This window comes from Acinetobacter sp. Z1, from assembly GCF_024296945.1.
Classification (GTDB): domain Bacteria; phylum Pseudomonadota; class Gammaproteobacteria; order Pseudomonadales; family Moraxellaceae; genus Acinetobacter; species Acinetobacter beijerinckii.
This window is the reverse complement of the sequence record NZ_CP101115.1, coordinates 2,102,984-2,128,558: the sequence shown is the minus strand read 5'-3', so window position 1 is coordinate 2,128,558 and position 25,575 is coordinate 2,102,984. Positions and strand designations below refer to the sequence as shown.

Here is a 25,575-nt window from a genome sequence, read left to right as displayed (position 1 = left end):
ATTTAGTTAAGCACTTGCCAAACATTCCAACGTTTACCTGATTCCACTTCACTGATGAGTTTATCAGTCACTTCAGCTTCGTCTGGGTAATTAATTTTATAATTTTTAAGTGTTTGAATTGCATTTTTCTTTTGCTCTAACCATAAATAGTTGTTTGCAGCAGAAAGATAAGCTTCTTGTACACCACCTTTGATTGCCTTATCTAAGTAAGGAATAGCTTCACGTTGACCGCCACCTTCAGATAAACCAAAACCAAACCAGAAGTTGGTTTCAGGATCATTTGGACTAATCGCAAGAATACGTTGAGCATATGTGAGTGATTTGGTGGTATATGCTGTACCCAAATCCATATTTCGAGCCATGACGCTTGCTTTAAATGCACGCGTTAGAACATCTAGTGAAGCGTTTGGTTTTTCGGCTAAAGCATCAAGTTGATGAGTGATTTCTTTTAATTTCACCTCATAACCTTTACGTTCTTGACGCTCAGGGAAACGTGGAGGGTAGTGGCGAGCTTTGCCTTCAACGAGTTGTAAGAAGTCATCAACTTCAGTCACATCAACTTCATTTTCACCTGCAAGGACAGCGTATTTCATATTACGTTGCTTGCTCTCAATTGTAGGTACGATTAATTTATTGACTTCGAGTGTGGTAGATTTAGATGGATCATTTTGTAATGAAACAACCATTTTAGTCACAGGTTGAGCTGCTGCATCTTTGATTGCAACTTCAAAACTCGGTGGTGCATCGTATTTGACTGGATTTAAAGCATAGAATGGCGGAGTTGGGTCTGGTTCTTTAAACACAAAAGGTTCATTCACCTTTTCCTTTTTAACTGGTGCAATACCACATGCCGTCAGAACAGAAGTTGAAAGGACAAGTAGTGCCAAAGGCTTAAAATTCATGCTTTACATCCATTAATTTTAGTTAAATGAGAAGTAGATAGTTGGTTTTACCAGTCTAGGAAAAGCAAAACCAACTTGCAATGATAAGCTTGTTACATTTTTTATAATTTATATATTAGGTTGATGAAGTTTTACTCTGTGCTTCACATTCTCGTCTAACTTCTTCAATAATCTTAAGTTCTTCTTTACTTAATGGTTGATTCTTAGACGTCTGAGGCTTGAATGATGGATCCAGTTCAGACAAACGTTGGCAAAGCATATTCATATGCTTTTCATTCTTCTGCATGCGATCGAGTAGAACACGAATACCATCTAAAATAGGATCTGCTTGATCTTGTGTCGTTGCATAAGGTTCAAAACCAATGCTTTCTGCATAATCACGACGATTCGCTTCATCTTGCGCAATTTGAGTTTTATCTTTGAAAATATATCTTGCTGGATTACCTACAGCAGTTACACCTTCTGGAACTTCTTTAGTTACTACTGCGTTTGAACCTACTTTTGCACCTTTATGTACAGTAAATGGTCCAAGAATTTTTGCGCCAGCACCTACCACAACCCCATCTTCTAAAGTTGGGTGGCGTTTACCTTTATTCCAAGTTGTGCCACCTAATGTAACCCCGTGATAAAGGGTCACATCATCTCCAATTTCTGCTGTTTCACCAATCACAACGCCCATACCATGATCGATAAAGAAACGTTTACCTATTTTAGCCCCAGGATGAATTTCGATACCTGTTGCGAATCGGCTAAATGAAGAGAGTAGGCGAGCAGAACCTTTCAGTTCTTTTTTCCAAAGTTCATGCGCTACGCGATGCATGATCAGCGCATGAATACCTGGATATGTGGTTAAAACTTCAAGTGTATTTCGTGCAGCAGGATCACGTGCAAATACAGCTTCAATATCTTCTTTTAGCTGTTTAATCATGAGACTGATCCTCTTTGATATTTTTTTTCCATGAACCACTGGCTAAAGCCTGTACGCGGCTGAAGACGCCACGTAATAAATGATACTCCATACGATCTAATTGTATCCTTCCAAATAAACGACGCAAGCGTAAAGGAAGTAAACGTGGATTATTTGGATCTAAAAATTCAATTTCGGTTAGCATTTTTTCGAAATGGGGGTAGAACTCTTCCATCTGCTGTTGAGTAACTAGAGGTTCATCCCACTGCATACTTTGCTGTTGTTTTAGCTGCATATAGTCATTTTTTATTTCATTAGGCTGATTATGTTGCTCAAATGCTGCCATTCTGAGTTCATAACATACGACTTGAATGGCTTGAGCAACATTTAAAACGCCATAATCTGGATTAACAGGAATCGTTAAATGATAATTTGCTAATGCTAATTCTTCGTTGGTTAAACCTCGGTCTTCACGACCAAAAACGATGGCAATATTTTGATCTTTACTTGCTGCATTTAAAGCTTCTTTTGCAGCAGGTCGAACATCAAGTAATGGCCAAGGAATAGTACGACTACGAGCGCTTGTTCCGAAAACAAGATGGCAATCTTGGATCGCCTGTTCTAAAGTTTCAACAATTTCAATTTTTTCAATTAAATCTTGCGCACCCGCTGCAAGCGCATCAATATCAGGATGCGGATAGGTTTTTGGCGCAACTAAAACAAGTTTAGATAATCCCATGGTCTTCATGGCACGTAAGGCACTGCCAATATTCGCTGGGAGAGTGGTATTGACCATAACGATACGAACATGATCCAAACGGTTGGACACGTCATTTGAGTCAAACGAGTTCATAAATCATCCAAAATTAAGAATATTGAGAGATTTCAGCTTGATAGATATCTAAAGCTTCATCCATTGACATATTTTCAGGCGGTGGCGCAATCATCGCGGGTTTAGGCGATTCAGCTACCCGAGCTGCTTTTGATTTGACTTGGTATTCAATAAAAATTGCATCTTTACCAAAGTAATCTCTGAGCTTGCTAAGTAATTCATCAAATGGAGCAACTTTCCATTGAGGACCTAAATGAAGCTCAGCAGTAGCAAAACTTTGATCGATTAATATTTGAAGACCAATATGCTGACACATATCGATATTACAATATGGAAGAAGTATGGTTTGCAAATCTTTAGCTAAAGATTTGTTCATGAGATCATGTGCTAATCGAATTTGAATGCTCTGCGCACGTTTTTGTCGAATTTCATTTAAAGTAAATGCTTTGCTTAATCGAGCCATAGGTCGATCAAAGCCTTCACGCTCGTAGATCTCACCTTCGATAACGATGACTTGTTCTAAACGAATAATATCTTTATAACGTTGGAAACGTTCATGATTACAACTAATTTCTACCCGAGCCGTACCATCATCTAAGGTAATCATAACGCGGTTTGGAAAGTTAGCAATATCAACGACCAAGCCTGCATAAACTGTAGTTACACCTCTACGCGTAGGTGTAAGTTCATTCAATTTAACAGGTACAAAAGCTTTTAATTCAGTTCGATAAACATCAATTGGATGACCTGTTAAATACAAACCAAGCGTATCCTTTTCACCTTTCAATCGAACTTCATCTGACCAAGGTTTCACAGGTTTAGCGGGTTTACGTTGAACTTCTTCAACCTCACCAAACAAATCCATAATCCCAGTTTCGCGATTACTGCGTGCTTGTTCTGCGGCTTGCACAGCTTCTGGTAACTGCGCCATTAAACTTGAACGTTCGATACCTAAACAGTCCAAAGCACCTGCACGTATTAATGCTTCTAAAGTACGCTTATTAATTTTTTTAAGGTCGATTCGATGGCAGAAATCAAATAAGTCTTTATAAGGTCCTTCTTTGATACGTGAGTCGATGACAGATTGCATCGCTTGTTCACCTACGCCTTTGATTGCGCCTAAACCATAAACAATGGTTTTCTCATCACTGGCGTGAAAATGATACAAAGACATATTTACAGAAGGCGGCAGTACTTCTAATTTATTATTTCGACAGTCATCAATTAAGAATACAATGCTGTCTGTATTCTGCATTTCTGATGATAGAACGGCAGCCATAAATTCAGCAGGATAATGTGCTTTTAACCATGCTGTATGGTAAGCAACGAGTGCATAAGCAGCTGCATGTGATTTGTTAAAGCCATAACCAGCGAACTTTTCCATATAGTCAAAGATATGGTTTGCTGTCGCCTCATCAATATCTTTTTCAGCAGCACCTGTAATAAAGATTTGGCGTTGTTTCACCATTTCTTCAGGCTTCTTTTTACCCATCGCACGACGAAGTAAATCTGCACCACCAAGCGTATAGCCTGCACAGAACTGTGCAGCCTGCATAACCTGTTCTTGGTAAACCATAATCCCGTAAGTAGGCTCTAATACACTTTCGAGCAATGGATGTAGATACTCAAAATCACCACCATGCATACGATGAATAAAGTCTGGAATCAGATCCATTGGACCGGGACGATATAAGGATACGAAAGCAATAATTTCTTCAAATTTGCTTGGTCTTGCTTCCTTCAACATTTTTTTCATGCCGACGGATTCAAATTGGAATACGGCGGTGGTATTTGCTTCGGCAAAGACTAAATAAGCATCTTTATCATTCAAAGGCACATCTGCAATATTCAGTGGCGTGTCGGATTTAATTCTTTTATTAATATTCTGAACAGCATCTTCAATAACTGTCAAATTTCGTAGACCTAAGAAGTCAAACTTGACTAAGCCAGCAGCCTCAACATCATCTTTATCATATTGTGCGACACGACCTGTTCCATCTGCTTCACAAAGTACAGCTGAATAATCAGTAATTTTCCCCGGTGCAATAACCACACCACCCGCATGTTTACCTGTATTACGAGTTATACCTTCTAGTTTGAGCGCCATTTCCCAGATTTCAGCGGCATCATCATTATCTGGATTCGATGGATTGGTCACAATATCTTTAAGTTGAGGTTCCATATCGATGGCAGTTGCCAAGTCGACACCGAGTGGTTTGGTTGGAACCATTTTGGAAATACGATCGGCAAGACCGTATGATTTACCTAAGACACGTGCCACATCACGAATTGCGCCCTTGGCAGCCATCGTACCGAATGTCGCAATCTGTGAAACAGCTTCACGTCCATAGTTCTGTGCGACATATTCGATCACTCGATCTCGACCAGCAATACAGAAATCGACGTCGAAGTCGGGCATGGAGACACGTTCAGGGTTTAAGAAGCGCTCAAAAAGTAGATCGTAACGTAACGGATCAAGATCGGTAATTTTTAAACTATAAGCAACCAATGAACCTGCGCCTGAACCACGTCCCGGACCTACAGGTACACCATTATTTTTTGCCCATTGAATAAAGTCCATGACGATGAGGAAGTAACCAGGGAAACCCATCTTAAGAATAATATCGACTTCGTATTTGATTCGATCATCATAAGGCTTTCGGATGTCAGCCCAATCTTCATCACGTTCAGAAATTGGATAAAGATGATTGAGTCGCTCCTCTAAACCTGTACGTGATAAATGCTCAAAGTAGGTATCAATGGTGTAACCATCAGGGATAGGGAAGTCAGGAAGGAAATACGTTCCTAATTGCAAAGCAACGTTACAACGTTGCGCAATAAAATACGAGTTTTCTATGGCACTTGGAATATCTGAGAAAAGCTCAGACATTTGTTCAGCGGTTTTAAAATATTGTTCAGTACTGTAGTTTTTAGGACGTTTGTCATCTCCCAAAACATAACCATCTGCAATACAGACGCGTGCTTCATGAGCATCATAATCATCTTGTTCAATAAAATGCACGTCATTATGTGCAACAACACCGATTTGATATTTGGCAGCTAATTTTACGGCTTGTTGAATAAAATCTTCTTCGCCAGCACGATCTGTACGGGTTAAAGCCAGATAAACACGATTGCCAAATTTCTCAATCCAAGCTTCTAATAATGGTTCGGCTTTTTGCGGATTTGAAGAGCACAACATTTTGCCCACATCGCTATGTTGTCCGAGCAAAATAATTAAATCATCAGCTTGTTGAAGTATCCAATCTTTTTGAACACAAGGAATACTGAGTTGCTGACCTTCAATAAAGCCGCGAGAAACGATCTCTGTTAAATTTCTCCAACCCACACTCGTCATGGCGAGTAGCGTGGCTCTATGCTCTGCATCATTCAGGCGAATGACACTGCCTAAAATAGGTTTAATGCCTTTTTTTAAGCAAGCTTCATAAAATTTAACTGCTGCATGCAAGTTAGATAAATCTGTAAGCGCAAGAGCAGGCATCTCTTCACTTACCGCAGCTTTGACCAAATCAGGTATGCGAACTATCGACTCTGTAATCGAAAACTCTGTGTGTATACCAAGATGAACAAACTGCATAAATCTATCCTAAACGCGACTGCGAAATATTCTAGCACGCTCTGTCTAGGACAGTTGTCTAATATTTTTGCAATAGGGCGGATATCCAGTCTGAGTAATAGAGTAGAAACAAAAAACCGATGTATAAGTGATCAGACTATATACATCGGTTATAAAATGGCGCGCTAAAATCAATATTGCCAGAACATTCTTTGAATTTCTTTTGCATCATTGGTTTTGGTCAAAGCAAGTGCAGCTAAGATGCGTGCTTTCTGAGGATTAAGATCATGCGCAGCGATCCAACCATATTTGTCATCTGGCTGTTCCGCATTGCGTAAGACGAAACCTTGTGCCACGCGTGATGAGCGAATGATGTGTATTCCTTGTTCATCATGCAGTTGTTTTAATGTTGGCACAATATAATTAGGCACAGAGCCATTACCTGTACCTGCATGGATAATGGCTTTAGTACCCGCTTTTGCATAAGCAAGATAAGCTTCAGGTGTCATTGAGCTAGAACCATATACGATTTGTACCTGTGGTAATTGATCTCCTTTAATATTTTCAATATTAAATTCTGAGCTATTGGTCTGACGTTTAACACTATTTCTAAACCAATATGGTTTGCCTTCAACAATAGTGCCTAAAGCACCCCATTGGCTTACAAAAGCATTGGTGTGGATATTAATGCCCTTGGTTGTATCGCGTGCAGCAAAAATTGAATCGTTCATTACAATAAAGACGCCTTTATTCTTTGCTTCGTCAGATGAAGCAACAGCGACTGCACTATACAAATTGAGAGGACCATCTGCAGATAGAGCAGTTGATGGGCGCATAGAGCCAACTAAAACGATCGGTTTATCTGTATGTATAACAAGATTCAAAAAGAAAGCCGTTTCTTCAAGCGTATCTGATCCATGCGTAATCACGACACCATTTACAGATGGTTTCTTGACTAAATCATTCACCTGTCTAGCGAGTGATAAAAGTTCTTTATCGGTAATATTTTCCGATGCAATCTGTAAAGCTTGTATGCCACTGACATTTGCCAAATCTTTAAGTTGAGGCACTGCATTAATTAAACCATCGACAGGAACTTTTGCTGCCGTATAAGTAGCACTGTTGGTTGAGCTCGCGCCCGCGCCTGCAATTGTTCCACCAGTGGCAACAACGACTACATTATTTTTTGCATATAATGAAACAGAAGCAGCAAGCAATGTGAATACTAAACCAACTGTTTTAACCGTTTTATTGATCATCAATAACAATCCTGTATTTTATAATTTCCATCAGAACCATGATGTCTATACAAGACATGACAGCGCGGACATTATTTTTGTTTTTGATCTTTAAATCATTGGCAATATATGCTTTCTTAAATGAGTCGCGTTCTAAAAAAGTGAAGTTATTTTTTGATTGATTTTTAATTCAGTACGTCTGAATGTGATGATTAAAATTAATTATTTTCATTATTTTATTTTTTCCAATAAGACAAAAAATCCTTGTTTTTTAATTTTTTAAATCGCATTAACAATAAGTTTTAGCTTAAATTCAACAGAGACTCTATGGCAAAGTGTCATTGTCACAATATTTTACGCGTTATTTCTTGATGAAAATTACATCATATTTCTTGTGATTTGTTTGATAAATTAAGTCAGAGTAGCAACAATTATCCGTACTGAACATTAATAATTCATTTAGATTTATCATTTTTTTATAAAATTGAATTTTTATTTTTTGGCTTTCAGTCAATTTAAATTTAGGTTTACATAGAACATTTTGACGCTAGAATATCTTTGATTAAAAATTTATCAAATTGGACTTAATAGTGAAATTAAAAAATATCGCATTTTCAATTTTCATGGTTTTTAGCGCATTTAATCTCTCACATGCAGAAGATGTATCTTTTACTCAAGAGCTTGTACAACAAGCCAAAGCGGGTGATGCAGTTGCCCAAAACAATTTGGGTGATGCTTACTATTATGGAAATGAGGTTGAGCAAGATTTTGGTAAAGCATTAGAATGGTTTAAGAAATCAGCTGCTAAAGGTAATGCTGATGCTTTATTTTCCGTAGGTTATATGTATGACTACGGCGAGGGTACTGAAGAAGATAATCCAACAGCTTTGAAATGGTATACGCAGGCAGCACAAAAAGGGCAATTACATGCTCAATATTACTTGGGTTACTTGTATCTATATGGTGATGAAGGTGTATCTGTTAATACTAAGAAAGGTTTGGAGTGGATGATCAAATCTGCTGATGCAGGATTGGATCTTGCCCAAGCGGAGTTGGGGCATTTATATAATGATGGTGGCGATGAAGTTCCTCAAGACTTAAAAAAAGCATTACATTACTATCAGTTAGCAGTAAAGCAAGATGAGTCATCTGCAATTAATAATCTTGGTATTTTCTATTTGGAAGGAAAAGCGGGTATAAAACAAGATTACAAAGAAGCTTTGCGTTTATTCACTTTAGCCTCAGAAGCTGAAAATGGTTTGGGTTCTTCAAATATCGCCTATGTATATGAAGAAGCTAAGGGTGTTGAAAAAAATTATAAAAAGGCAGCAGAGTATTATTCACTCGCAGTTGAGCAGGGTGAGAACGAAGCTTTATTAGATTTAGCTCGTTTATATGAGAAAGGTGGTTTTGGTTTAACTAAGAATTTAAAGAAAGCCAAAGAGTATGAAGCTCAATGGGATGAATTACAGTCTGAAGCTAATTAATTAGGAAATTGGTTATGAGTAAAAAAGGAAGCAAATTGCTTCCTTTTTTATTGCTTATTTTATTTAACGCATCTTCGCCAAGAAACGACTTAAACGATTGATTGCTTCACGTAATTCATTTTCAGCAGGTAAGAACACCACACGGAAATGATCAGGTGTAGGCCAATTAAAGCCTGTTCCTTGAACCAGCAAAACTTTTTCAGCTTTAAGTAAATCCAACATTAGTTTTTCATCGTCTTCAACTGGATAGATCTCAGGATCTAGTTTAGGGAAGCAATACATTGCACCTTCAGGCTTTACACAACTTACACCAGGAATCTCATTGAGCATTTCCCATGCAATATTACGTTGTTCGTATAAACGACCGCCTGGACGAATCAAATCATTAATCGATTGGTAGCCACCTAATGCGGTCTGAATGGCATATTGAGCTTGATGATTCGCACACAAACGCATTGAAGCGAGCATATCCAAACCTTCAATGTAGTCGGCTGCACGTGATTTATCACCCGTTATTGCCATCCATCCAGCACGGTAACCTGCAATACGATATGCTTTTGATAAACCGTTAAAAGATATACAGAGCTGATCACCTGAAAGGGCAGCAACAGCCACATGTTCAATACCGTCATAAATGATTTTGTCGTAGATTTCATCTGCAAATAAAATTAAATCGTATTTTTTAGCCAAAGCGACAATTTGTTCTAATACATGACGAGGATAAACTGAACCTGTTGGATTGTTCGGATTAATCACGACAATACCGCGTGTACTGGAAGTGATTTTGCTTTCCATATCTGCAATATCAGGATACCAATAGTTTTCTTCATCACATTTATAGTGAACAGCTTTACCACCAGATAGATTGACTGCTGCTGTCCATAACGGATAATCAGGCATTGGAACCAGCATTTCATCACCATCATCGAGCAAGCCTTGCATTGCCATGACGATCAGTTCAGAAACACCATTTCCGACATACACATCATTGACGTGCATATCAAAAACACCTTTTTGCTGATAGTACTGGCAAATGGCTTTACGTGCAGGAAAGATTCCTTTTGAATCAGTGTACCCAATTGCATTCGGAAGATTTAATGCAACATCATTGATGATTTCTTGTGGTGCTTCAAAACCAAAAGGTGCAGGGTTGCCAATGTTTAGCTTAATGATTTTGTGTCCTTGCTCCTCCATTTCATTGGCGGCGCGTAATACTGGTCCACGAATGTCATAACAAACATGCTCAAGTTTAGATGATTTTTTAATTTCTCGACTTGACTGGGGTGTAACAGTATTTTTAGACATAGCAGGATTCACTTTTGCATATCGGTATAAATAACTTTTGAATGTTTCGACACTAACCAAATTTAGATCATGTTGATCTTTCAGCAATTCAACAATTTTTTCATGGGTGAAACCCAATTGTTGATATTCTCTGATGGTTGGTAATAGATTTTTAAAAACCACACTTTTTTTCTGTGACATTTTTTTTCCTACACAACCTTGCTGTACAAGAATAACACTATGATTGCTTACTTGAAAGATAATTTATTTGAAAATGCTCACCTTAGTGGATTTATTTTGCTTACTATTTGCTATTTTAAGTTAAGTGCTTAAATTACGATAAATTATACAGTGAAAGACTAGAGTTTTTTTTTTGAATGGCGTAAATATAAAAACATGATCATCAAGAAATTGTTTTCAACAAAATAAAAGGTGCAGGCTATGGGAAAAGTGAATAAAACAGATCGTGAGTGGCAAAGAGAGCTTTCTCCAGAAGAATACCGAATCACACGTAAGAAAGGCACTGAACCCGCATTTACTGGACAATACTGGAATAATAAACAACACGGAACGTATATTTGTCGTTGTTGCGGAGCTGAGCTATTTTCATCAGAAACAAAGTATGACAGTGGATGTGGTTGGCCAAGTTTTTATAGACCGATTGATAGTGTTGCAATAGAAGAACATGAAGATTTATCTCATGGTATGGTCAGAACCGAAATAGTCTGCCATGATTGCGATGCACATTTGGGGCATGTGTTTGAGGATGGCCCACAGCCGACAGGATTACGTTATTGTGTGAATTCGGCATCATTACAACTTAAAACAGAAGAAAAGAATGACGAGGAAACTTATCCATGAGTAACATTTATCAGTTCGAAGCTGAATTGTTAGAGGGAGAAATAAAGGCGCTCGCTGATTATAAAGGCAAGGTCATGCTGATTGTAAATACTGCAAGTAAATGTGGTTTCACACCGCAATTTGCAGGCTTAGAAAAGTTATATGAAAAATATCAATCGCAAGGCTTAGAAATATTGGGTTTTCCATGCAATCAATTTGGTGGACAAGACCCAGGAACAAATAAGGAGATAGGAAGTTTTTGTCAACGTAACTATGGCGTTAACTTTCCTATGTTTGCTAAAGTTGATGTTAAAGGACCTGAAGCACATGTGATTTTTCGTTATTTAACCCGCGAAGCAAAAGGAATTTTAGGTAGCCGCAATATCAAATGGAACTTTACAAAGTTTTTAGTTGGTCGTAATGGTGAAGTTTTGGGGCGTTATGCACCGACCACAAAGCCAGAAGCTTTAGAAGCTGATATTGAAAAAGCTTTAGCTAAATAGTTTTTTTTAAATTGTGGTCACTCTTTAATTTTGAGGCTGAGATGTTATTAGACTCAACAGTTGAGTTCTGGAATGATCCACTCATGCCTTATGTAGAAATACGTAGGGCGTGCCAAAGTCGAATTTGTTATAAATCACATAGCCATCCTACCTTTTCAATTGGTGCGGTGGATGTGGGTCAGAGTCATTTTTCAAGCTATTTTGCTCAAGAGCAATTGCTTGAGTCTGGTAGTGTTGTTGTCATTCCAGCAAATGTTGAGCATTCGTGTAATCCTTTACCTCAACATGCTTGGAGCTATCAAATGATGCACCTTGATGTCGAATGGTTAAAAACGTTGATGAATGAGTTATGGACTGATCAAACACTAAACTCAGATTTAATTGCAGCAAAAATACCAAAGATAAAACCAAATATATTAAAAAATTCAAAATCTTATTCTGCTTTTACTCATTTAAATAATAGTTTGTTTGATTCAGAAATTTCAATTTTTCAGAAAGAACAGAATTTGGTTGCCACGCTCACAGAAATTTTATTACCAGATTTTGATTTGCAAGAAATCGTACCGTCAAATTACTATCAGCAATATTTACCGCAACTGATCAAATGTTTATCTACAGGCTCAGAAAATTTATCTCTACAGCAATTGGCCGAAAAAATGGAGATTAGTCGATATGCTTTAATTCGGTTATTTAAACATTATTTTGGATTTACGCCACATGCGTATCAACTTAATACTAAAATCAATATCGCTCGTCAACGATTACAACAGCGTTGTGATATTGCGCAGTTAGCTTATGAGTTGAACTTTACAGATCAGAGTCATTTTCAAAGAGTGTTTAAGCAACATACAGGGATTACACCGAAACAATATTCTAAAAAAACTTAGCGCACGCAATTTTATACAAGAATAAAGCTGATGGCTTTTTTAAGCTTGCTCCATTGACGTGGAGAAAGATGTATGGAGTTTTTTATAACAATTGCAATTACTCATTTTATTGCATTACTCTCACCAGGTGCAGATTTCTTTTTAATCTTAAAAACAGTAATTGAAAAAGGTAAAACATCAGCAAAATATACGTGTTCAGGTATTGCTGTTGGAAATGCAATTATCTTGATGTTGATCTATCTCAGTTTATATCTACTAGGGCAAGTGGATACTGATCTGATTATTTTTTTGAAATGGTTGGGGATAATATATTTTGCTTATTTGGCTTTTCAATGTTTACGCTCTGCCTTTTCGGCTCAAACAGTACAAGATATATCTGATGATAAGATTAAAAAAATGCGGAAGTCGAGTGACTTGAGGTATTTCGGGTTGGGTTTGCTTTCCAGTTTGCTTAACGTTAAAAATCTGATGTTTTATACCGTTTTAGTTATCCTGATTTACCCTAAATATAATTTTATTCAAAATATCTTGTTGTGCATTTGGATGGTTGCTTTAGTGCTGTTTTGGAATGTAGCAATTGTTAGCTTTCTAAGCTCAAATGTTTACTTATCTTGGTTAAAGCGCCATTTTCATCATGTTTATTTTTTAGCTGGAATCAGTTTTATATTTTTTATGATCGTACTGATTATGTCTTAGAAATAAAAAAGACGATCATATGATCGTCTTTTTTTAATTTGAGCGATGAAAATTAATTACTAGATTGAGGCTCAGTTTTTCTAAAGCGTATCTTACGATTTATATCATCAATAAAGGTATATACCACTGGAATAACCAATAACGATAAGAATGTACTGGTAATCAGCCCACCAATCACTGAAATTGCCATCGGCGCACGAAAACTTGGGTCTGTTCCAATACCGAGAGCGATTGGCAGCATACCTGCGCCCATTGCCAATGTAGTCATGATAATGGGGCGCGCGCGTTTATGGCATGCATCCAATAATGCATTGAAACGAGAGTAATGCTTTTCGTTTCGGGCAATGATCGCATAGTCAACCAGTAGAATTGAGTTTTTACTGGCAATACCCATCAGCATGATTAGGCCGATTAAACTCGGCATCGAGAAGCTACTTTTAGCTAAAAGTAATAAAACGAATGCACCACCAAGTGATAATGGTAAAGCAACCAAAATAGTAATCGGTTGTAAAAAGTCTTTGAATAAAAGAACGAGTACAACGTAAATACAAAGCACACCCGTAAGCATAGCTAAGCCAAAACTTGAGAACAGTTCCTGCATGACTTCTGCATCACCAATATTGGTGCGTTTTACTGTTGGTGGTAAGTTTTTCATGGTAGGTAATTGATCGACTTTGGCTGCCACGTCACCTAAAGGCTGATTATTCAATTCAATATTAAAATTAATATTACGTAAGCGATTGAAGCGATCGATTTGCGATGGACCACTTTCAATATTCACTTCAGCAATCGTGCCTAACATCACGGGGCCACGACTACCTTTAATCATTAATCTTTTCATTAAATCTTGATCTTGACGCGCTGCAAGTGGAAGTTTAATCACCACAGGTACTTGTCGTTGCGATAAGTTCAATTTGGCAAGGTTTTGATCAAAATCACCCGCAGTTGCGATACGTAAAGTCTCTGCAATATCGTAAGTTGTGACACCAAGATCAGCGGCCTTTGCAAAATCAGGACGAATCACCAATTCAGGACGAATTAATGCCGCACTTGAGGTAATGCTTCCAATGTTAGGAATAGTACGTAGCTCGCGTTCAAGTTTTCGTGCCGTGTCCATAAGGGCTTCGGGATCATCACCAGAGAGTGCTAATTGATACTGGCTATTATTTCCAGCTAATCCAACTTGAATACGTGCACCAGGAAGAGGTGCTAATTTTTGACGAATTTCTTCTTCAATCGTTTGCAAGCTTGCACTACGATCTGAACGTTCAGAGGTTTGGATGGTTAAAGTTGCTTTGCGTGGTTCACTAGATGCCCCACCAGAAAATGGGTCTGTACCCGCAGCACCACCACCGATCGTTGTATAGATACTCTTAATTTCAGGATGATCCTTAATTAAGCTACGTGCGTATTCGGCAGTTTTTAACGTATCAGAAAATTGTGAGCCAGGCGTAAGCTCTAATCGAACTTGAGTTTGCCCTGTATCTGGTGGAGGGACAAAACCAGTGGGTAGTAATGGAATCAGCATTACTGAGCCGATAAAAAATGCAATTGCGCCGAATAATGTAATCCAACGATGATTTAAACACCACGTCACTAAACGCATGTAACTGCGCATCACTTTGCCATCGCTCGAACGATCTTTGGCTAAGGAAGAAGTCCCTTGATCATGAATAGCTTGATTTTGAGAGGTTTCATTTTGTGCCTCAACTTTACCCACCCAAGGTTTAAGTATGTAGGCTGACATCATTGGGGTAAGCAAACGTGCAACTAAGAGCGATGCAAAGATTGCCAGTGCAGCTGTCCAACCAAATTGAACAAAGAACTTACCTGCGATCCCACTCATAAAAGCAGTTGGTAAAAATACAGCAATCAGTGTAAAGGTCGTTGCGATAACAGCTAAGCCAATTTCATCTGCTGCTTCCATCGCGGCTTCATAGGGTGTTTTACCCATTCTTAAATGCCGAATAATATTTTCAATCTCAACAATAGCATCATCGACTAGAATACCGACCACCAGTGACATTGCTAAAAGTGTGACTGTATTGAGGGTGAAGCCAAAGTAATACATACCAATTAAAGCTGGTAAAATAGATAATGGCAGAGCAGTGGCTGCGATAATCGTTGCTCGCCAATCACGTAAAAATAACCAAACCACTAAGATTGCTAAAATCGCTCCTTCGTAAAGAAGAGACATTGATCCTTTATAATTATCAACGACAGGTTTTACAAAGTTAAATGCTTCTGTGATTTTTATATCAGGATGGGCTGCTTTAAGCTTATCTAAGGCTTCAACCACACCTTTTTCAACATCAACCTCACTTTCACCTTTACTTCTGGTAATTTCAAAACCAATCACAGGCTGACCATTGAGTAATGCCGCAGAACGTCTTTCAGCAATGCCATCACGAATATTCGCGACTTGGTCTAGGCGAATATGGCGACCACCACTTAGAGCGATTTCCATCGCACCAATTTCATTAGCTGTTTTTACAGTTGCGATTGTACGAATTGATTGTTCACTACCGCCAATTTTAGTTTGACCACCTGAAGCATCTTGTTGGACTAAACGAAGTTGACGGGTAATGTCGGTTGCTGTTGCATTAAGTGCTAATAATTTTTCAGGATCGAGTTCGACTTCGACTTGTCGTGTTACACCACCAACACGTGCCACAGCGCCAACGCCCTTTACTTGTAACATGGCGCGAGCAATATCGTAGTCTACAAACCATGACAATGCTTCTTCATCCATTTTTGGTGATTGAATGGTATAGGTCAGAATAGGAGAGCCTGAAAGGTTTATTTTACTTACAATTGGATCTCGTAAATCAGCGGGTAAGTCTGAGCGAACCTGTGATACCGCATTTCGGACATCATCTACGGCTTCTTGCAAAGGTTTTTCAAGCTGAAACTCGGCTGTAACGGTGACTACACCATCTTGAATATTGGTATATTGATTTCTTAATCCTTGTAATGTCGCAATTGAATTCTCAATTTTACGGGCAACTTCAGTCTCCAATTGGGGAGGTGCAGCACCAGGTAAAGCCGCAGTTACAGTGACCATGGGTAATTCAATATCAGGAAACTGTTGTATTTTCATCCAGTGAAAACAAAGTAATCCTGCCAAGCCGAGCATAATAAATAATAAAATTCCAGGAATAGGATTACGAATAGACCAAGCGGAGAAATTCATTTTATTTCTCCTGTATGTTTACGAGTTGCTTGCTAAGAGGTGTTTCTGGAATCGCTTTAGCAACAGTCACAAGGTCGCCATCTGTAAGAAATCCCGTACCTGATGAAACGACTTTTACATTAGGATTTAAATCTAAAATTTCAACACGATCACCCAGACGACGCCCAACCTGTACTTTTTGCTGACTCACACGATTTTTATTATCCAAAATAAAAACATATGAAAAACCATCGCGTAATAACAAAGCTGTTTGTGGAATAGTGAGCGCAAGTTTTTGACCTAAATCAAATTCACCTTTGACAAACATTCCCATACGTAATGCTTGTGTTGTCGGAATATCAACATACACAAGCCCATATCGTGTTTGTGGATCAATCACAGGTGCAATCATTCGTACTTTACCAGTCACAGCGGGTTGAGCTGGATCGGGTGAAATGATATGCGCTGTCATGCCTTGTTGAAGTTTATACAAATCAGTCGTGGTAACTTCAGCTCGCCACTCCAAACGCTGATCTCTTATAAGGCGAAATAATTCTTGACCTGTTTGCGCCAAAGAACCTACGGTAGCGGTACGAGCTGAAATAACACCGTGGTCAGGTGATACGACTTGTGTTTGAGATAAACGTAATTGATTGCTTTCTATTTGTGCTTTAGCTGCATCAAGGCGTGCTTGTGCGGTTGCTTGAGAAGTCTGATATTGAGTTGCTTCTTGTGCAGAAATTGCACCTGTATTTTTTAATTGTTGAATACGTTTATTATTAGTGATCGCATCAGTAAGTACAGCTTGTGCTTCTGCATAGCTTGCTCTTGCTGCTGCGAGATCTGCACGAATTGTTTCGCTATTAATTTCTGCTAAAACTTGACCGCGCTTAACTTGATCACCGACATTGACATTTACTTTGGTTAAGCGCTGACCTGATAATTCGCTACCAATAACGACTTCTTGCCATGCTGCGATATTGCCATTGGCAGTAAAGGTCTGCTGCCAATTTTGCTGTTCAGGTCGAATGACTGTTACCGTTAAAGCGGCTTTCTGCACGCTCTGATCTGTTTTTCGCTGTTTTTCACTCTGATTGGTTTTTTTATCCGATCCAGATTTCCAAATTAAAAGTGCAACAACAAAAACCACAATTACAATTACTGAAATTAACCAAACCTTGTTCTTTGAATTTTGGGAAGTTTGAGAATCCATCTTTCCATAGTCACTAAATTTTGATGTCTAAGTATAGACGAAGATTTCAACAGATGGTCAATAGTAAACAGACAGATGAATTCATTCAAAAATAAATGCATAAACAAGTTGATTAACGTTAGGTTGATACAACAATCAAATCTGTAATTTTATAGGGGAAGTAAACGATTGATTACCACATTTTTCATCACAATCGTTGATGTAAGACGTTGAACATTGGGTAAAGCAGAGAGGCTATCATCATAAAGCTTCTGAAAACTTGCAAGGTCTTTAGCGACTACATGAAGAAGGTAATCAGGATTTCCAAATAAACGCTGTGCTTGAATCACATTCGAAATCTCAGTAACTTTCTCTTCGAAACTAGATAGGGCGCTCTTATCACCATCTTTTAAAGTAACGAAAATAATTGCTGAAAAATTTAAGCCAATTTTAGAAGCTTCTAAATCTGCATGATAGCCTTTGATCACACCTGATTCTTCCAAAGCTTTTACTCGACGATGGCATGGAGATAAACTTAGACCTACTTTTTCAGCCAGTTCAGTGATAGATAATCGCCCATTTGCTTGTAGTTCAGCAATTATTTTCTTATCAATCCGATCCATTTAGAAGAATCTCCCTCATGCTTTTAAATTTATAGAAGTATTTAGAATAACATTTTCAGCATTTAAGCATATTCTTTGCAAATAATCTTCACCATTTGGTTGAAAAAATTGAGTTGAAGAAACCGATTAAATGTTGAGAAGGCTTTGATAATGGAACTGAGTGTAATTTTTGCATTTTGGTGTGTGTCGATCTTATTTGTACTCACGCCTGGTGCAGATTGGGCTTACGCTATTCTTGCAGGAATAAAAGGGCAGTTTGTATTTACTGCTGTTAGTGGATTAGTAATAGGGCATTTAATTGCTATTTTGTGTGTTGCGGCAGGGGTTGGTGTACTTGTTCAACATTATCCGATTTTATTAACTGTGATGACCATTTTGGGAGCCTGTTATTTATTATGGATGGGCATTAATCTTTTTCTACGCCCTGCAACCATCTCAAATGAGACTGATGCCATACAATCAATTGATTCTGCACGCTCTTGGCTCATTAAAGGTGTAGGGATTAGCGGATTAAATCCTAAAGTGTTGCTGTTATTTTTTGCTCTATTGCCACCGTTTATTCATCCGCACATGGCATTTTCACCGACAACACAGATTATTTTATTGGGGATGATTCATTTACTGAGTTGTGCAGTGGTGTATGTGTTGGTTGGAATTGCTGCTAAAAAATTGTTAGCGACTCGACCAAGCGCAGTGAAAGTAGTAAGTCGAATTTCTGCTACTCTGATGATGGGAATAGGTTTTATTCTGTTGATGGGGCAAATGTAGACGTTAATCTTGGAATCTATAAAAATATAGACTCCAAGATTAGATAACATTAAAGAATTGATTTAAGTCGTTTAACGACTTCTTCACATTGCGCTAAGTTAGCAACCAATGCCATTCTGACATGACCTTCGCCCGGATTACCTTGCTCAGTATCACGGGACAAATAACGACCAGGTAATACTTTGATATTGGCTTTTTCCATTAACATTTTGGCAAAAGTCTCATCATTATCTACTTTTAGCCAATAATAGAAACCTGCATCTGGTTTTTGTAATGGCAATAAATGACCGAGTTCTGATTGAAACAAGTCAAATTTAGCACGGTATTGCTGACGGTTTTCTTCAACATGTGCTTCATCATTCCATGCTGCAATTGAAGCCAATTGATTTTGAACAGGCATTGCAGCGCCGTGGTAAGTACGGTATTGCAGATATGGTTTTAGTAAAGCCGCATCGCCTGCAACAAAACCAGAACGTAGACCCGGTAGGTTTGAACGTTTAGAAAGTGAATGGAATACGATGCAATTTTTATAATCATCACGACCTATTTCAGCACAGACTTCTAATAGGCCGATTGGTGCTTGGTCAAACCAAAGTTCGGAATAACATTCATCAGATGCAATCACGAAACCGTATTGGTCGGAGAGAGCAATCAGTTTTTTAAATTGTTCTTTCGATAGCACCGTTCCTGTTGGATTACCGGGTGTACAAACAAATAATAATGCTGTTTTTTCCCAAACTTCGGCAGGTACAGCGTCAAAATCACCTAAGTAACCATTTTCTTCAGTACAGTTAATGAAATAGGGTTTTGCACCTGCAAGCAAGGCTGCACCTTCATAAATCTGATAAAACGGATTTGGCATCACCACATAAGGTGCATCTTCACGCTTAACCAAAGCCTGTACAAAAGAGAAAATACCTTCACGTGTACCAGAAACAGGCAGAATATGATCTTCTGCACTAATTTGATTCAGCTTGAAGCGACTGGTGAGCCATTGTGCAATACTTTGGCGCAGCTCAGGTAAGCCTTTACTATTGGGATAGGTAGAAAGGTGAGCGAAATTATCAAAAAGTGCTTGTTTTACAAACTCTGGTGCAGGGTGTTTAGGTTCACCTATTGATAAGGGAATTAACGGTAAATTGGCTGGTTGCACATCTTTAAAAAGTTGATTTAACTTTTCAAAAGGATAGGGATGCAATAAAGACAAGCTAGAGTTCATTTAAACAAGTACCGAAATAAGATTAACAAGTTCCCTGAGATATAAACATAATCGTATCTTAGGGAACTTAAAAGGTTAGGATGGATTACAAATTTGGTTTGAGGCTTCATCTAAGGCTGATTTTAGCGTTTCAGCGAAAATTTTCACTTCTTCATTTGTCAATAAAATGCCATTTTTCTTGGTAACAAAGAAAATATCTTCTGCGCGCTCACCGAGCGTTGCAATTCTTGCTGAATGAATGTCTAGACCTTGTAGCATAAATAAACCACCGATTCGAGCCAGTAGCCCAGGTTGGTCGAGGGTTGAAATCTCAACCATATGCTGTTGTAAGGTCGGATTCAGTACGATATCAACGGTATTTTGCACATCAAAGTGGCGTAAATGTCGTGGAATACGACGCTGCATAATACCTGGATATTGATCTGAATGGCTGAGTGCATCGACTAATGCTGCTTTTACTTTGCGCTCTCGATCAGGGTCGGTAAGTAAAGTTCCAAAACGATCAAGCACTAAATAAGTATCTAAGCTAAAAGCAGTAGATGCTGTAATAATTCTTGCATCTTGCACATCAAGATTCATGCGGTCTAACACAGCAACTGTGGTTGCAAACAAGTTCGGCTGATCGCGTGTATAAATAAAGATCTGAACAGCATCTTCTGCTGCATTTCGATGTGCACGAAGTAAAACCAATGGCTCAGGATTATCGCCGTGTTTTAAGATTGCTTGAGTATGCCATGCAATTTCATTCGCAGATTCTTTAACAAAATACTCATCGCCTAGTTCTTGCCAGACTTTTTCAACATCAACTAACGAGAAATCATTGACCAATAACTCACTCGCTGCAAACTTGGTATCTTCGATTAGCATTTGGTAATCCACAGGACGACCCAATCCTGAACGAATCACATCACGCGAATATGTATAAAGCTGACGCATAAGCGAAGCGCGCCAAGTATTCCAAAGTTTTGGATTGGTCGCATTAATATCTGCCACAGTCAGCGTATAGAGATAATCTAAATGCTCCATATCACCGACTTTTTCAGCAAACTCTTTCACTTCATCAGGATCAGAAATATCTTTTTTCTGTGCTGTGAGAGACATGAGTAGATGATTGTTAATCAACCATGCGACTAATTTGCATTCCCGTTCGGTAAATCCATGCGTTCGGCAGAACTCAATCGCATCAAGTGCACCAAGCTCACTATGATCACCGCCACGGCCCTTGGCAATATCATGAAAAATTGCTGCAAGAAATACGATGTCATGTCGAGTAATTCGTTGAAAAACTGAACTTACAACAGGAAATTCTTTTGCAAACTCAGGTTCTTTAAAACGACTTAAATTACGTAGCAGTAATAGGGTATGTGCGTCTACAGTATAAATATGGAATAAATCGTACTGCATCAATCCTGTGATTTGTCCAAAAGCAGGAATATAATTACCCAATACACCATAACGTTTCATCGAAACCATTGTGTCATACAAGCGATGCGGTGAACGTATAATCGACATGAACAAAGCTTGATGTTCTGGATTATCTCTAAAACGTTGATCAATACGTTTAGCAGCAAGAACAAGTAAGCGTAAAGTACGTGCGCGAATCCCTGTAATTTCGGCGCGATTCGCCAGTAAATAAAATAATTCTAAAATTGCACTTGGTTCTTCTGCGAACACTTTATGGTGTTGTACGGCTAATTTGCCATCTACTATCTTGAAGCGTTCATTAATATCGATAATTTCACGTTCATAATCTGTTAAACGAGGTGTAATTACAGACTCATTGAAATAGGCAAGTAGCATTTCATTCAGCGTTGAAACTTGTTGTGCCGTTCTATAGTAGCGCTTCATGAACTGTTCAACGGCAAAATTAACAGGTTGACCTTCTTCACGGACATAACCAAATTTTGCAGCGATATCTCTTTGATATTCGAAGAGTAGGCGATTTTCATCGCGCTTCGCCAGTCGATGTAAATGGGTTCTGATTTCCCATAAAAAGCTTTCAGCTTCTTCAAGAACACCCAGTTCAAACTCAGTAATAAAGCCTAAATGAACCAAATCATAAATACGATTTACGCGGAAATGACGTTTCGCAATCCAGCCAATTTGATTGATATCACGGATACCACCCGGCGCATTTTTGATATCAGGTTCTAAGTTACTTTCAGTATTGTTGTGTTGAAAATAGCGTTTAGCTTGTTCAGCCATTTTCGCATCGTAGAAGGTTTTATCTGTCCAAGTTTGTGCAACAATTCGACGAGGCCATTTTGCAAGCTGCTCATTACCCGTAATTAAACGCGCTTCGATGAGTGTCGTTGCAACGGTAAGATCATTACTTGCTTGTTCGACGCAGTTCTGAATGGTACGGACACTAATTCCCGGTTTGAAATTACCAACATCCCATAATGAAGATATAAAGATTGAAATCTGTTTTTCTTGTTCTTCGCTTATTTCATCTTCAGACAAAATCATAATATCTGTATCGGAATACGGTAGCATTTCACGGCGACCATATCCTCCTACAGCAAATAAACCCAATTGTGTTTTATTTAACTCAGCATGATTCCATAAAAAAATCAGTGCTTCATCAATTGAGTTAGATCGCGCTTTAATGACTTCACGAATAGTTTGCCCATTTTCATAACTCTCTTGCAATTGTTTTTCTACATCAGTACGCCATTGATTAATAGCTTGAATATCATGATGGCTGGTAACGTAGTTCAACAATGGAGATGTATTGATCATGAAAATGGGTCTACTCAATTTAGGTTAAGAGTTAGTTTGTACGCTCACTTGGTCAGCAGCTTGTTGTGCCAACTCACGAGCGAGTTCTGTTGTTTCGGCACGAGCAGTTGCAACACCCATACGACGGCGTTTAAATCCTTCTGGTTTACCAAATAAACGTAAATCTGTATTTGGGTTTGCTAAAGCAAGATTTAAGCCAGTAAAGCTTAAATTATTCGCATCAACACCCGCATAAATCACCGCACTGGCAGCCACACTATGGCGTTGTGTATTGACAGGTAAGCCTAAAATTGCACGAGCGTGTAATTCAAATTCACTTTGGAATTGAGACGCTAAAGTGACTAAGCCAGTATCATGTGGGCGAGGTGATACTTCGCTGAACCACACTTTATCGCCTTTAATAAATAACTCTACACCAAAGATACCACAGCCGCCTAATGCAGTTGTTGCTTTATTTGCAATACGTTTTGCTTCCTGTAACGCCGTTGCTGTCATTGGTTGTGGCTGCCAACTTTCAACATAGTCACCTGCATCTTGACGATGTCCAATCGGATCGCAGAAATGTGTTTCGATTTCACCTGTTTCAGGATTTTTTGCACGTACTGTTAACAAGGTAATTTCAAAATCAAAATCAATTTGAGATTCAACAATCACCGTACCTTGATTGACACGACCGCCTTGCATCGCGTATTCCCAAGCAGCATCAACTTCACTAAAGCTTTTTACACGTGATTGACCTTTACCCGAAGATGACATCACAGGTTTTACAAAGTTTGGATAACCAATGTCATCACAAGCTGCGCGGAAACTTTCTAAAGTATTTGCAAAGCGATATGCAGAAGTAGGTAGACCAAGTTCTTCGGCAGCTAAACGACGAATTCCTTCGCGGTTCATTGTTAAGTTCACTGCTTTTGCAGATGGGATAACTATAGCTGTTTGAGCTTGTTCGATTTCAACTAAAACTTCTGTCGCAATTGCTTCAATTTCAGGAACGATAAGATTCGGTTTAATTTCTTCAATGAGTTGTTTTAATTCAACAGGATCAGCCATATTTAATGTATATGAATAATGCGCTACTTGCATTGCAGGCGCATGATCATAACGATCAGCAGCATGAACTTCTACTCCTAAGCGCTGTAAAGAAATCACGACTTCTTTACCAAGTTCTCCAGAACCTAACAGTAAAACCTTAAATGCAGAAGATTGAAGTGGAGTTCCTAGAGTGACGCTCATGCGAATAATCCTATCCTGAGTAATTTGCATTTAAGCATAGCAGAACTTTTTAAGGAATTAAGTCAAAATGAGACAAAAAACATGGTTTTTGTTAGACAAAAAACAGCACTATGCAGCAAGACTTTCTGTTTAGACATTCACCTGATAATTTAATTGTAATTCGTCGGCATTTTGTCCACGGATACCCCAATTGCTTTTAGGTGTCTCAAAAATAGTGATTTCAATGTCTTGTAGTGAAATTCCACATTGCTGTTGAATATTAGAAAATATAGTTTGAATCAGGCGTTTTTTTGCTTCATTTGTTCTTCCTTCAAACATTGAAATTTCAATGATTATGTAATTTTCACTTCTATCCTCAGGATAAATAAAATCATCATGAGCCAAACCAATGAAACGCTGAAATTTCTTTTCTACAGGATAATTTAAACTTTCAACTAAGGCTTGGTGAATGGCATTTGAAAGGAGATTTCTAAATTCCACAATTGTTTTTTCTAATGCATAAATCTTAATTTGTGACATAAATAATTTATTTCCCTTAGGGTCTGTTGACATTTGCTGTGCAAAAAAATAGCGAGAAAGTAAAATTCAATCGCCAAACCAAATTTACTCCTCGCTATGACTCGTACAATGCTGAATGATCAACACTGGTTAAAGCTGAAATCTATTGTCCACAATTTGGGGATCTACCTCAAACATAATCTTCGAAATTTTATTGAAGCCATTCTCTATAGAATTAGAACAGGTTGTCCTTGGCGAGATTTACCTGAATCTTTTGGTAAGTCCAACACCATATTTAAACGATTCACCAGGTGGTCTAAAGATAATAAGCTACTAAAAATATTTAAATTATTATCAAAACATGCTGATCTAGAATGGGTGTTTATTGATGCTAGCCATATTCGAGCACATCAACATGCTACAGGACTCAAGGATCAAGCTATTTCAAGAAGCATCGGTGGAAACAGTACTAAAATCCATTTAGCTGTGGATTCAAATGGGAACCCAATCCAATTTCTCATTCATGATGGCACCACCCATGATGTGAGTGTTGCACCTGCATTAGTCGATAGCATTGATTTAAAAGATACCGATGTGCTTTGTGCAGATAAAGGATATGACTCAGAATTATTGAGAGAGCAGATAGAAAAAACAGCGACTAAAGCAAATATTCCAAAGAAATCCAATACACGATCGAACAATGATTATATGGACTGGCACTTATATAAAATCAGGCACTTAGTGGAGAATACCTTTGCTAGACTCAAGCAATTTAGGGGAATTGCAACACGTTATGACAAGCTAAAGCGGAACTACGAAAATTCAGTTGCTTTAGCCTGTATATTTATTTGGCTACCGCTATGAAATGTCAACACACCCTAATAAAATAAAAACTTAAATTGGCTTCTATTAAAATATTTTGGTTTATCTCTAATTAAAACTAATTAGGCTAAATTATGGTGTGCTCAACATCAA

Annotated in this window: 20 protein-coding genes; 7 read left to right on the top strand and 13 right to left on the bottom strand. The window is 38.3% G+C overall.

Features of this window, described 5'->3' with window-relative positions:
• Window positions 1-2: 2 nt before the first annotated feature.
• The 5 genes from NGC85_RS09920 to NGC85_RS09900 form a co-directional block, all read right to left on the bottom strand.
• A complete protein-coding gene (locus NGC85_RS09920; protein ID WP_254730711.1) occupies window positions 3-902 on the bottom strand; it encodes an ABUW_2363 family tetratricopeptide repeat lipoprotein in 900 nt (299 codons plus the stop codon).
• Window positions 903-1,017: 115 nt separating this feature from the next.
• A complete protein-coding gene (gene cysE, locus NGC85_RS09915) occupies window positions 1,018-1,830 on the bottom strand; it encodes a serine O-acetyltransferase (RefSeq protein WP_005054600.1) in 813 nt (270 codons plus the stop codon).
• On the bottom strand, window positions 1,823-2,662 hold the full coding sequence (locus NGC85_RS09910) for an RNA methyltransferase (RefSeq protein ID WP_254730708.1): 840 nt from the start codon (window positions 2,660-2,662) through the stop codon (window positions 1,823-1,825). The genes cysE and NGC85_RS09910 overlap by 8 nt, the downstream gene beginning before the upstream one ends.
• Before the next feature lie 13 nt (window positions 2,663-2,675).
• Window positions 2,676-6,239 (bottom strand): DNA polymerase III subunit alpha, encoded by a 3,564-nt coding sequence (gene dnaE / locus NGC85_RS09905; protein WP_254730705.1) that lies wholly within the window; start codon window positions 6,237-6,239, stop codon window positions 2,676-2,678.
• Between the two features lie 170 nt (window positions 6,240-6,409).
• Window positions 6,410-7,477 (bottom strand): asparaginase, encoded by a 1,068-nt coding sequence (locus NGC85_RS09900; protein WP_254730702.1) that lies wholly within the window; start codon window positions 7,475-7,477, stop codon window positions 6,410-6,412.
• A 569-nt stretch (window positions 7,478-8,046) separates the two neighbouring features.
• Here NGC85_RS09900 and NGC85_RS09895 point away from each other — a divergent pair.
• Entirely contained in the window at window positions 8,047-8,943 is an 897-nt protein-coding gene (locus NGC85_RS09895) for an SEL1-like repeat protein (protein WP_254730699.1), read from the top strand.
• 63 nt (window positions 8,944-9,006) lie between these two features.
• On the opposite strand, the gene NGC85_RS09890 is transcribed toward NGC85_RS09895, so the two are convergent.
• Window positions 9,007-10,428: a pyridoxal phosphate-dependent aminotransferase gene (locus tag NGC85_RS09890; protein ID WP_254730696.1), complete on the bottom strand. Its 1,422-nt coding sequence runs from the start codon at window positions 10,426-10,428 to the stop codon at window positions 9,007-9,009.
• A gap of 240 nt (window positions 10,429-10,668) precedes the next feature.
• On the opposite strand from NGC85_RS09890, the gene msrB reads away from it, so the two are divergent.
• The 4 genes from msrB to NGC85_RS09870 all read left to right on the top strand — a co-directional run bounded on the left by msrB (window position 10,669) and on the right by NGC85_RS09870 (window position 13,153).
• Window positions 10,669-11,088: a peptide-methionine (R)-S-oxide reductase MsrB gene (gene msrB, locus NGC85_RS09885; protein WP_005054588.1), complete on the top strand. Its 420-nt coding sequence runs from the start codon at window positions 10,669-10,671 to the stop codon at window positions 11,086-11,088.
• Entirely contained in the window at window positions 11,085-11,570 is a 486-nt protein-coding gene (locus tag NGC85_RS09880; RefSeq protein WP_005054587.1) for a glutathione peroxidase, read from the top strand. The genes msrB and NGC85_RS09880 overlap by 4 nt, the downstream gene beginning before the upstream one ends.
• Window positions 11,571-11,611: 41 nt before the next feature.
• Complete coding sequence (locus tag NGC85_RS09875; protein WP_254730693.1) at window positions 11,612-12,457, top strand: AraC family transcriptional regulator; 846 nt, start codon at window positions 11,612-11,614, stop codon at window positions 12,455-12,457.
• A gap of 72 nt (window positions 12,458-12,529) precedes the next feature.
• The gene (locus NGC85_RS09870) at window positions 12,530-13,153 is read left to right on the top strand and encodes a LysE family translocator (RefSeq protein WP_254730690.1); all 624 of its coding nucleotides are present in this window, start codon (window positions 12,530-12,532) and stop codon (window positions 13,151-13,153) included.
• 52 nt (window positions 13,154-13,205) lie between these two features.
• Here NGC85_RS09870 and NGC85_RS09865 read toward each other — a convergent pair whose 3' ends face one another.
• The 3 genes from NGC85_RS09865 to NGC85_RS09855 all read right to left on the bottom strand — a co-directional run bounded on the left by NGC85_RS09865 (window position 13,206) and on the right by NGC85_RS09855 (window position 18,140).
• Window positions 13,206-16,346 carry an efflux RND transporter permease subunit gene (locus NGC85_RS09865; RefSeq protein ID WP_254730686.1) on the bottom strand — a complete coding sequence of 1,047 codons (3,141 nt, stop codon included), beginning with the start codon at window positions 16,344-16,346 and terminating at the stop codon, window positions 13,206-13,208.
• 1 nt (window position 16,347) lies between these two features.
• Window positions 16,348-17,538: an efflux RND transporter periplasmic adaptor subunit gene (locus NGC85_RS09860; RefSeq protein ID WP_254730683.1), complete on the bottom strand. Its 1,191-nt coding sequence runs from the start codon at window positions 17,536-17,538 to the stop codon at window positions 16,348-16,350.
• Window positions 17,539-17,687: 149 nt separating this feature from the next.
• Window positions 17,688-18,140, bottom strand: a complete 453-nt coding sequence (locus NGC85_RS09855; RefSeq protein WP_254730680.1) for an Lrp/AsnC family transcriptional regulator — start codon at window positions 18,138-18,140, stop codon at window positions 17,688-17,690.
• A 150-nt stretch (window positions 18,141-18,290) separates the two neighbouring features.
• Here NGC85_RS09855 and NGC85_RS09850 point away from each other — a divergent pair, with 150 nt between their 5' ends.
• Entirely contained in the window at window positions 18,291-18,908 is a 618-nt protein-coding gene (locus NGC85_RS09850) for a LysE family translocator (RefSeq protein ID WP_254730677.1), read from the top strand.
• 49 nt (window positions 18,909-18,957) lie between these two features.
• On the opposite strand, the gene dapC is transcribed toward NGC85_RS09850, so the two are convergent.
• The 4 genes from dapC to NGC85_RS09830 all read right to left on the bottom strand — a co-directional run bounded on the left by dapC (window position 18,958) and on the right by NGC85_RS09830 (window position 24,621).
• Window positions 18,958-20,127 carry a succinyldiaminopimelate transaminase gene (dapC, locus tag NGC85_RS09845; protein ID WP_254730674.1) on the bottom strand — a complete coding sequence of 390 codons (1,170 nt, stop codon included), beginning with the start codon at window positions 20,125-20,127 and terminating at the stop codon, window positions 18,958-18,960.
• A gap of 75 nt (window positions 20,128-20,202) precedes the next feature.
• Window positions 20,203-22,869, bottom strand: coding sequence for a [protein-PII] uridylyltransferase (glnD, locus tag NGC85_RS09840; RefSeq protein WP_254730672.1), 2,667 nt, complete (start codon window positions 22,867-22,869; stop codon window positions 20,203-20,205).
• A 24-nt stretch (window positions 22,870-22,893) separates the two neighbouring features.
• Window positions 22,894-24,111 carry a formate-dependent phosphoribosylglycinamide formyltransferase gene (gene purT, locus NGC85_RS09835; protein ID WP_254805587.1) on the bottom strand — a complete coding sequence of 406 codons (1,218 nt, stop codon included), beginning with the start codon at window positions 24,109-24,111 and terminating at the stop codon, window positions 22,894-22,896.
• A 120-nt stretch (window positions 24,112-24,231) separates the two neighbouring features.
• On the bottom strand, window positions 24,232-24,621 hold the full coding sequence (locus NGC85_RS09830; protein ID WP_169111068.1) for a tautomerase family protein: 390 nt from the start codon (window positions 24,619-24,621) through the stop codon (window positions 24,232-24,234).
• Between the two features lie 96 nt (window positions 24,622-24,717).
• On the opposite strand from NGC85_RS09830, the gene NGC85_RS09825 reads away from it, so the two are divergent.
• A complete protein-coding gene (locus NGC85_RS09825; RefSeq protein ID WP_254730381.1) occupies window positions 24,718-25,464 on the top strand; it encodes an IS5 family transposase in 747 nt (248 codons plus the stop codon).
• Window positions 25,465-25,575: the final 111 nt, after the last annotated feature.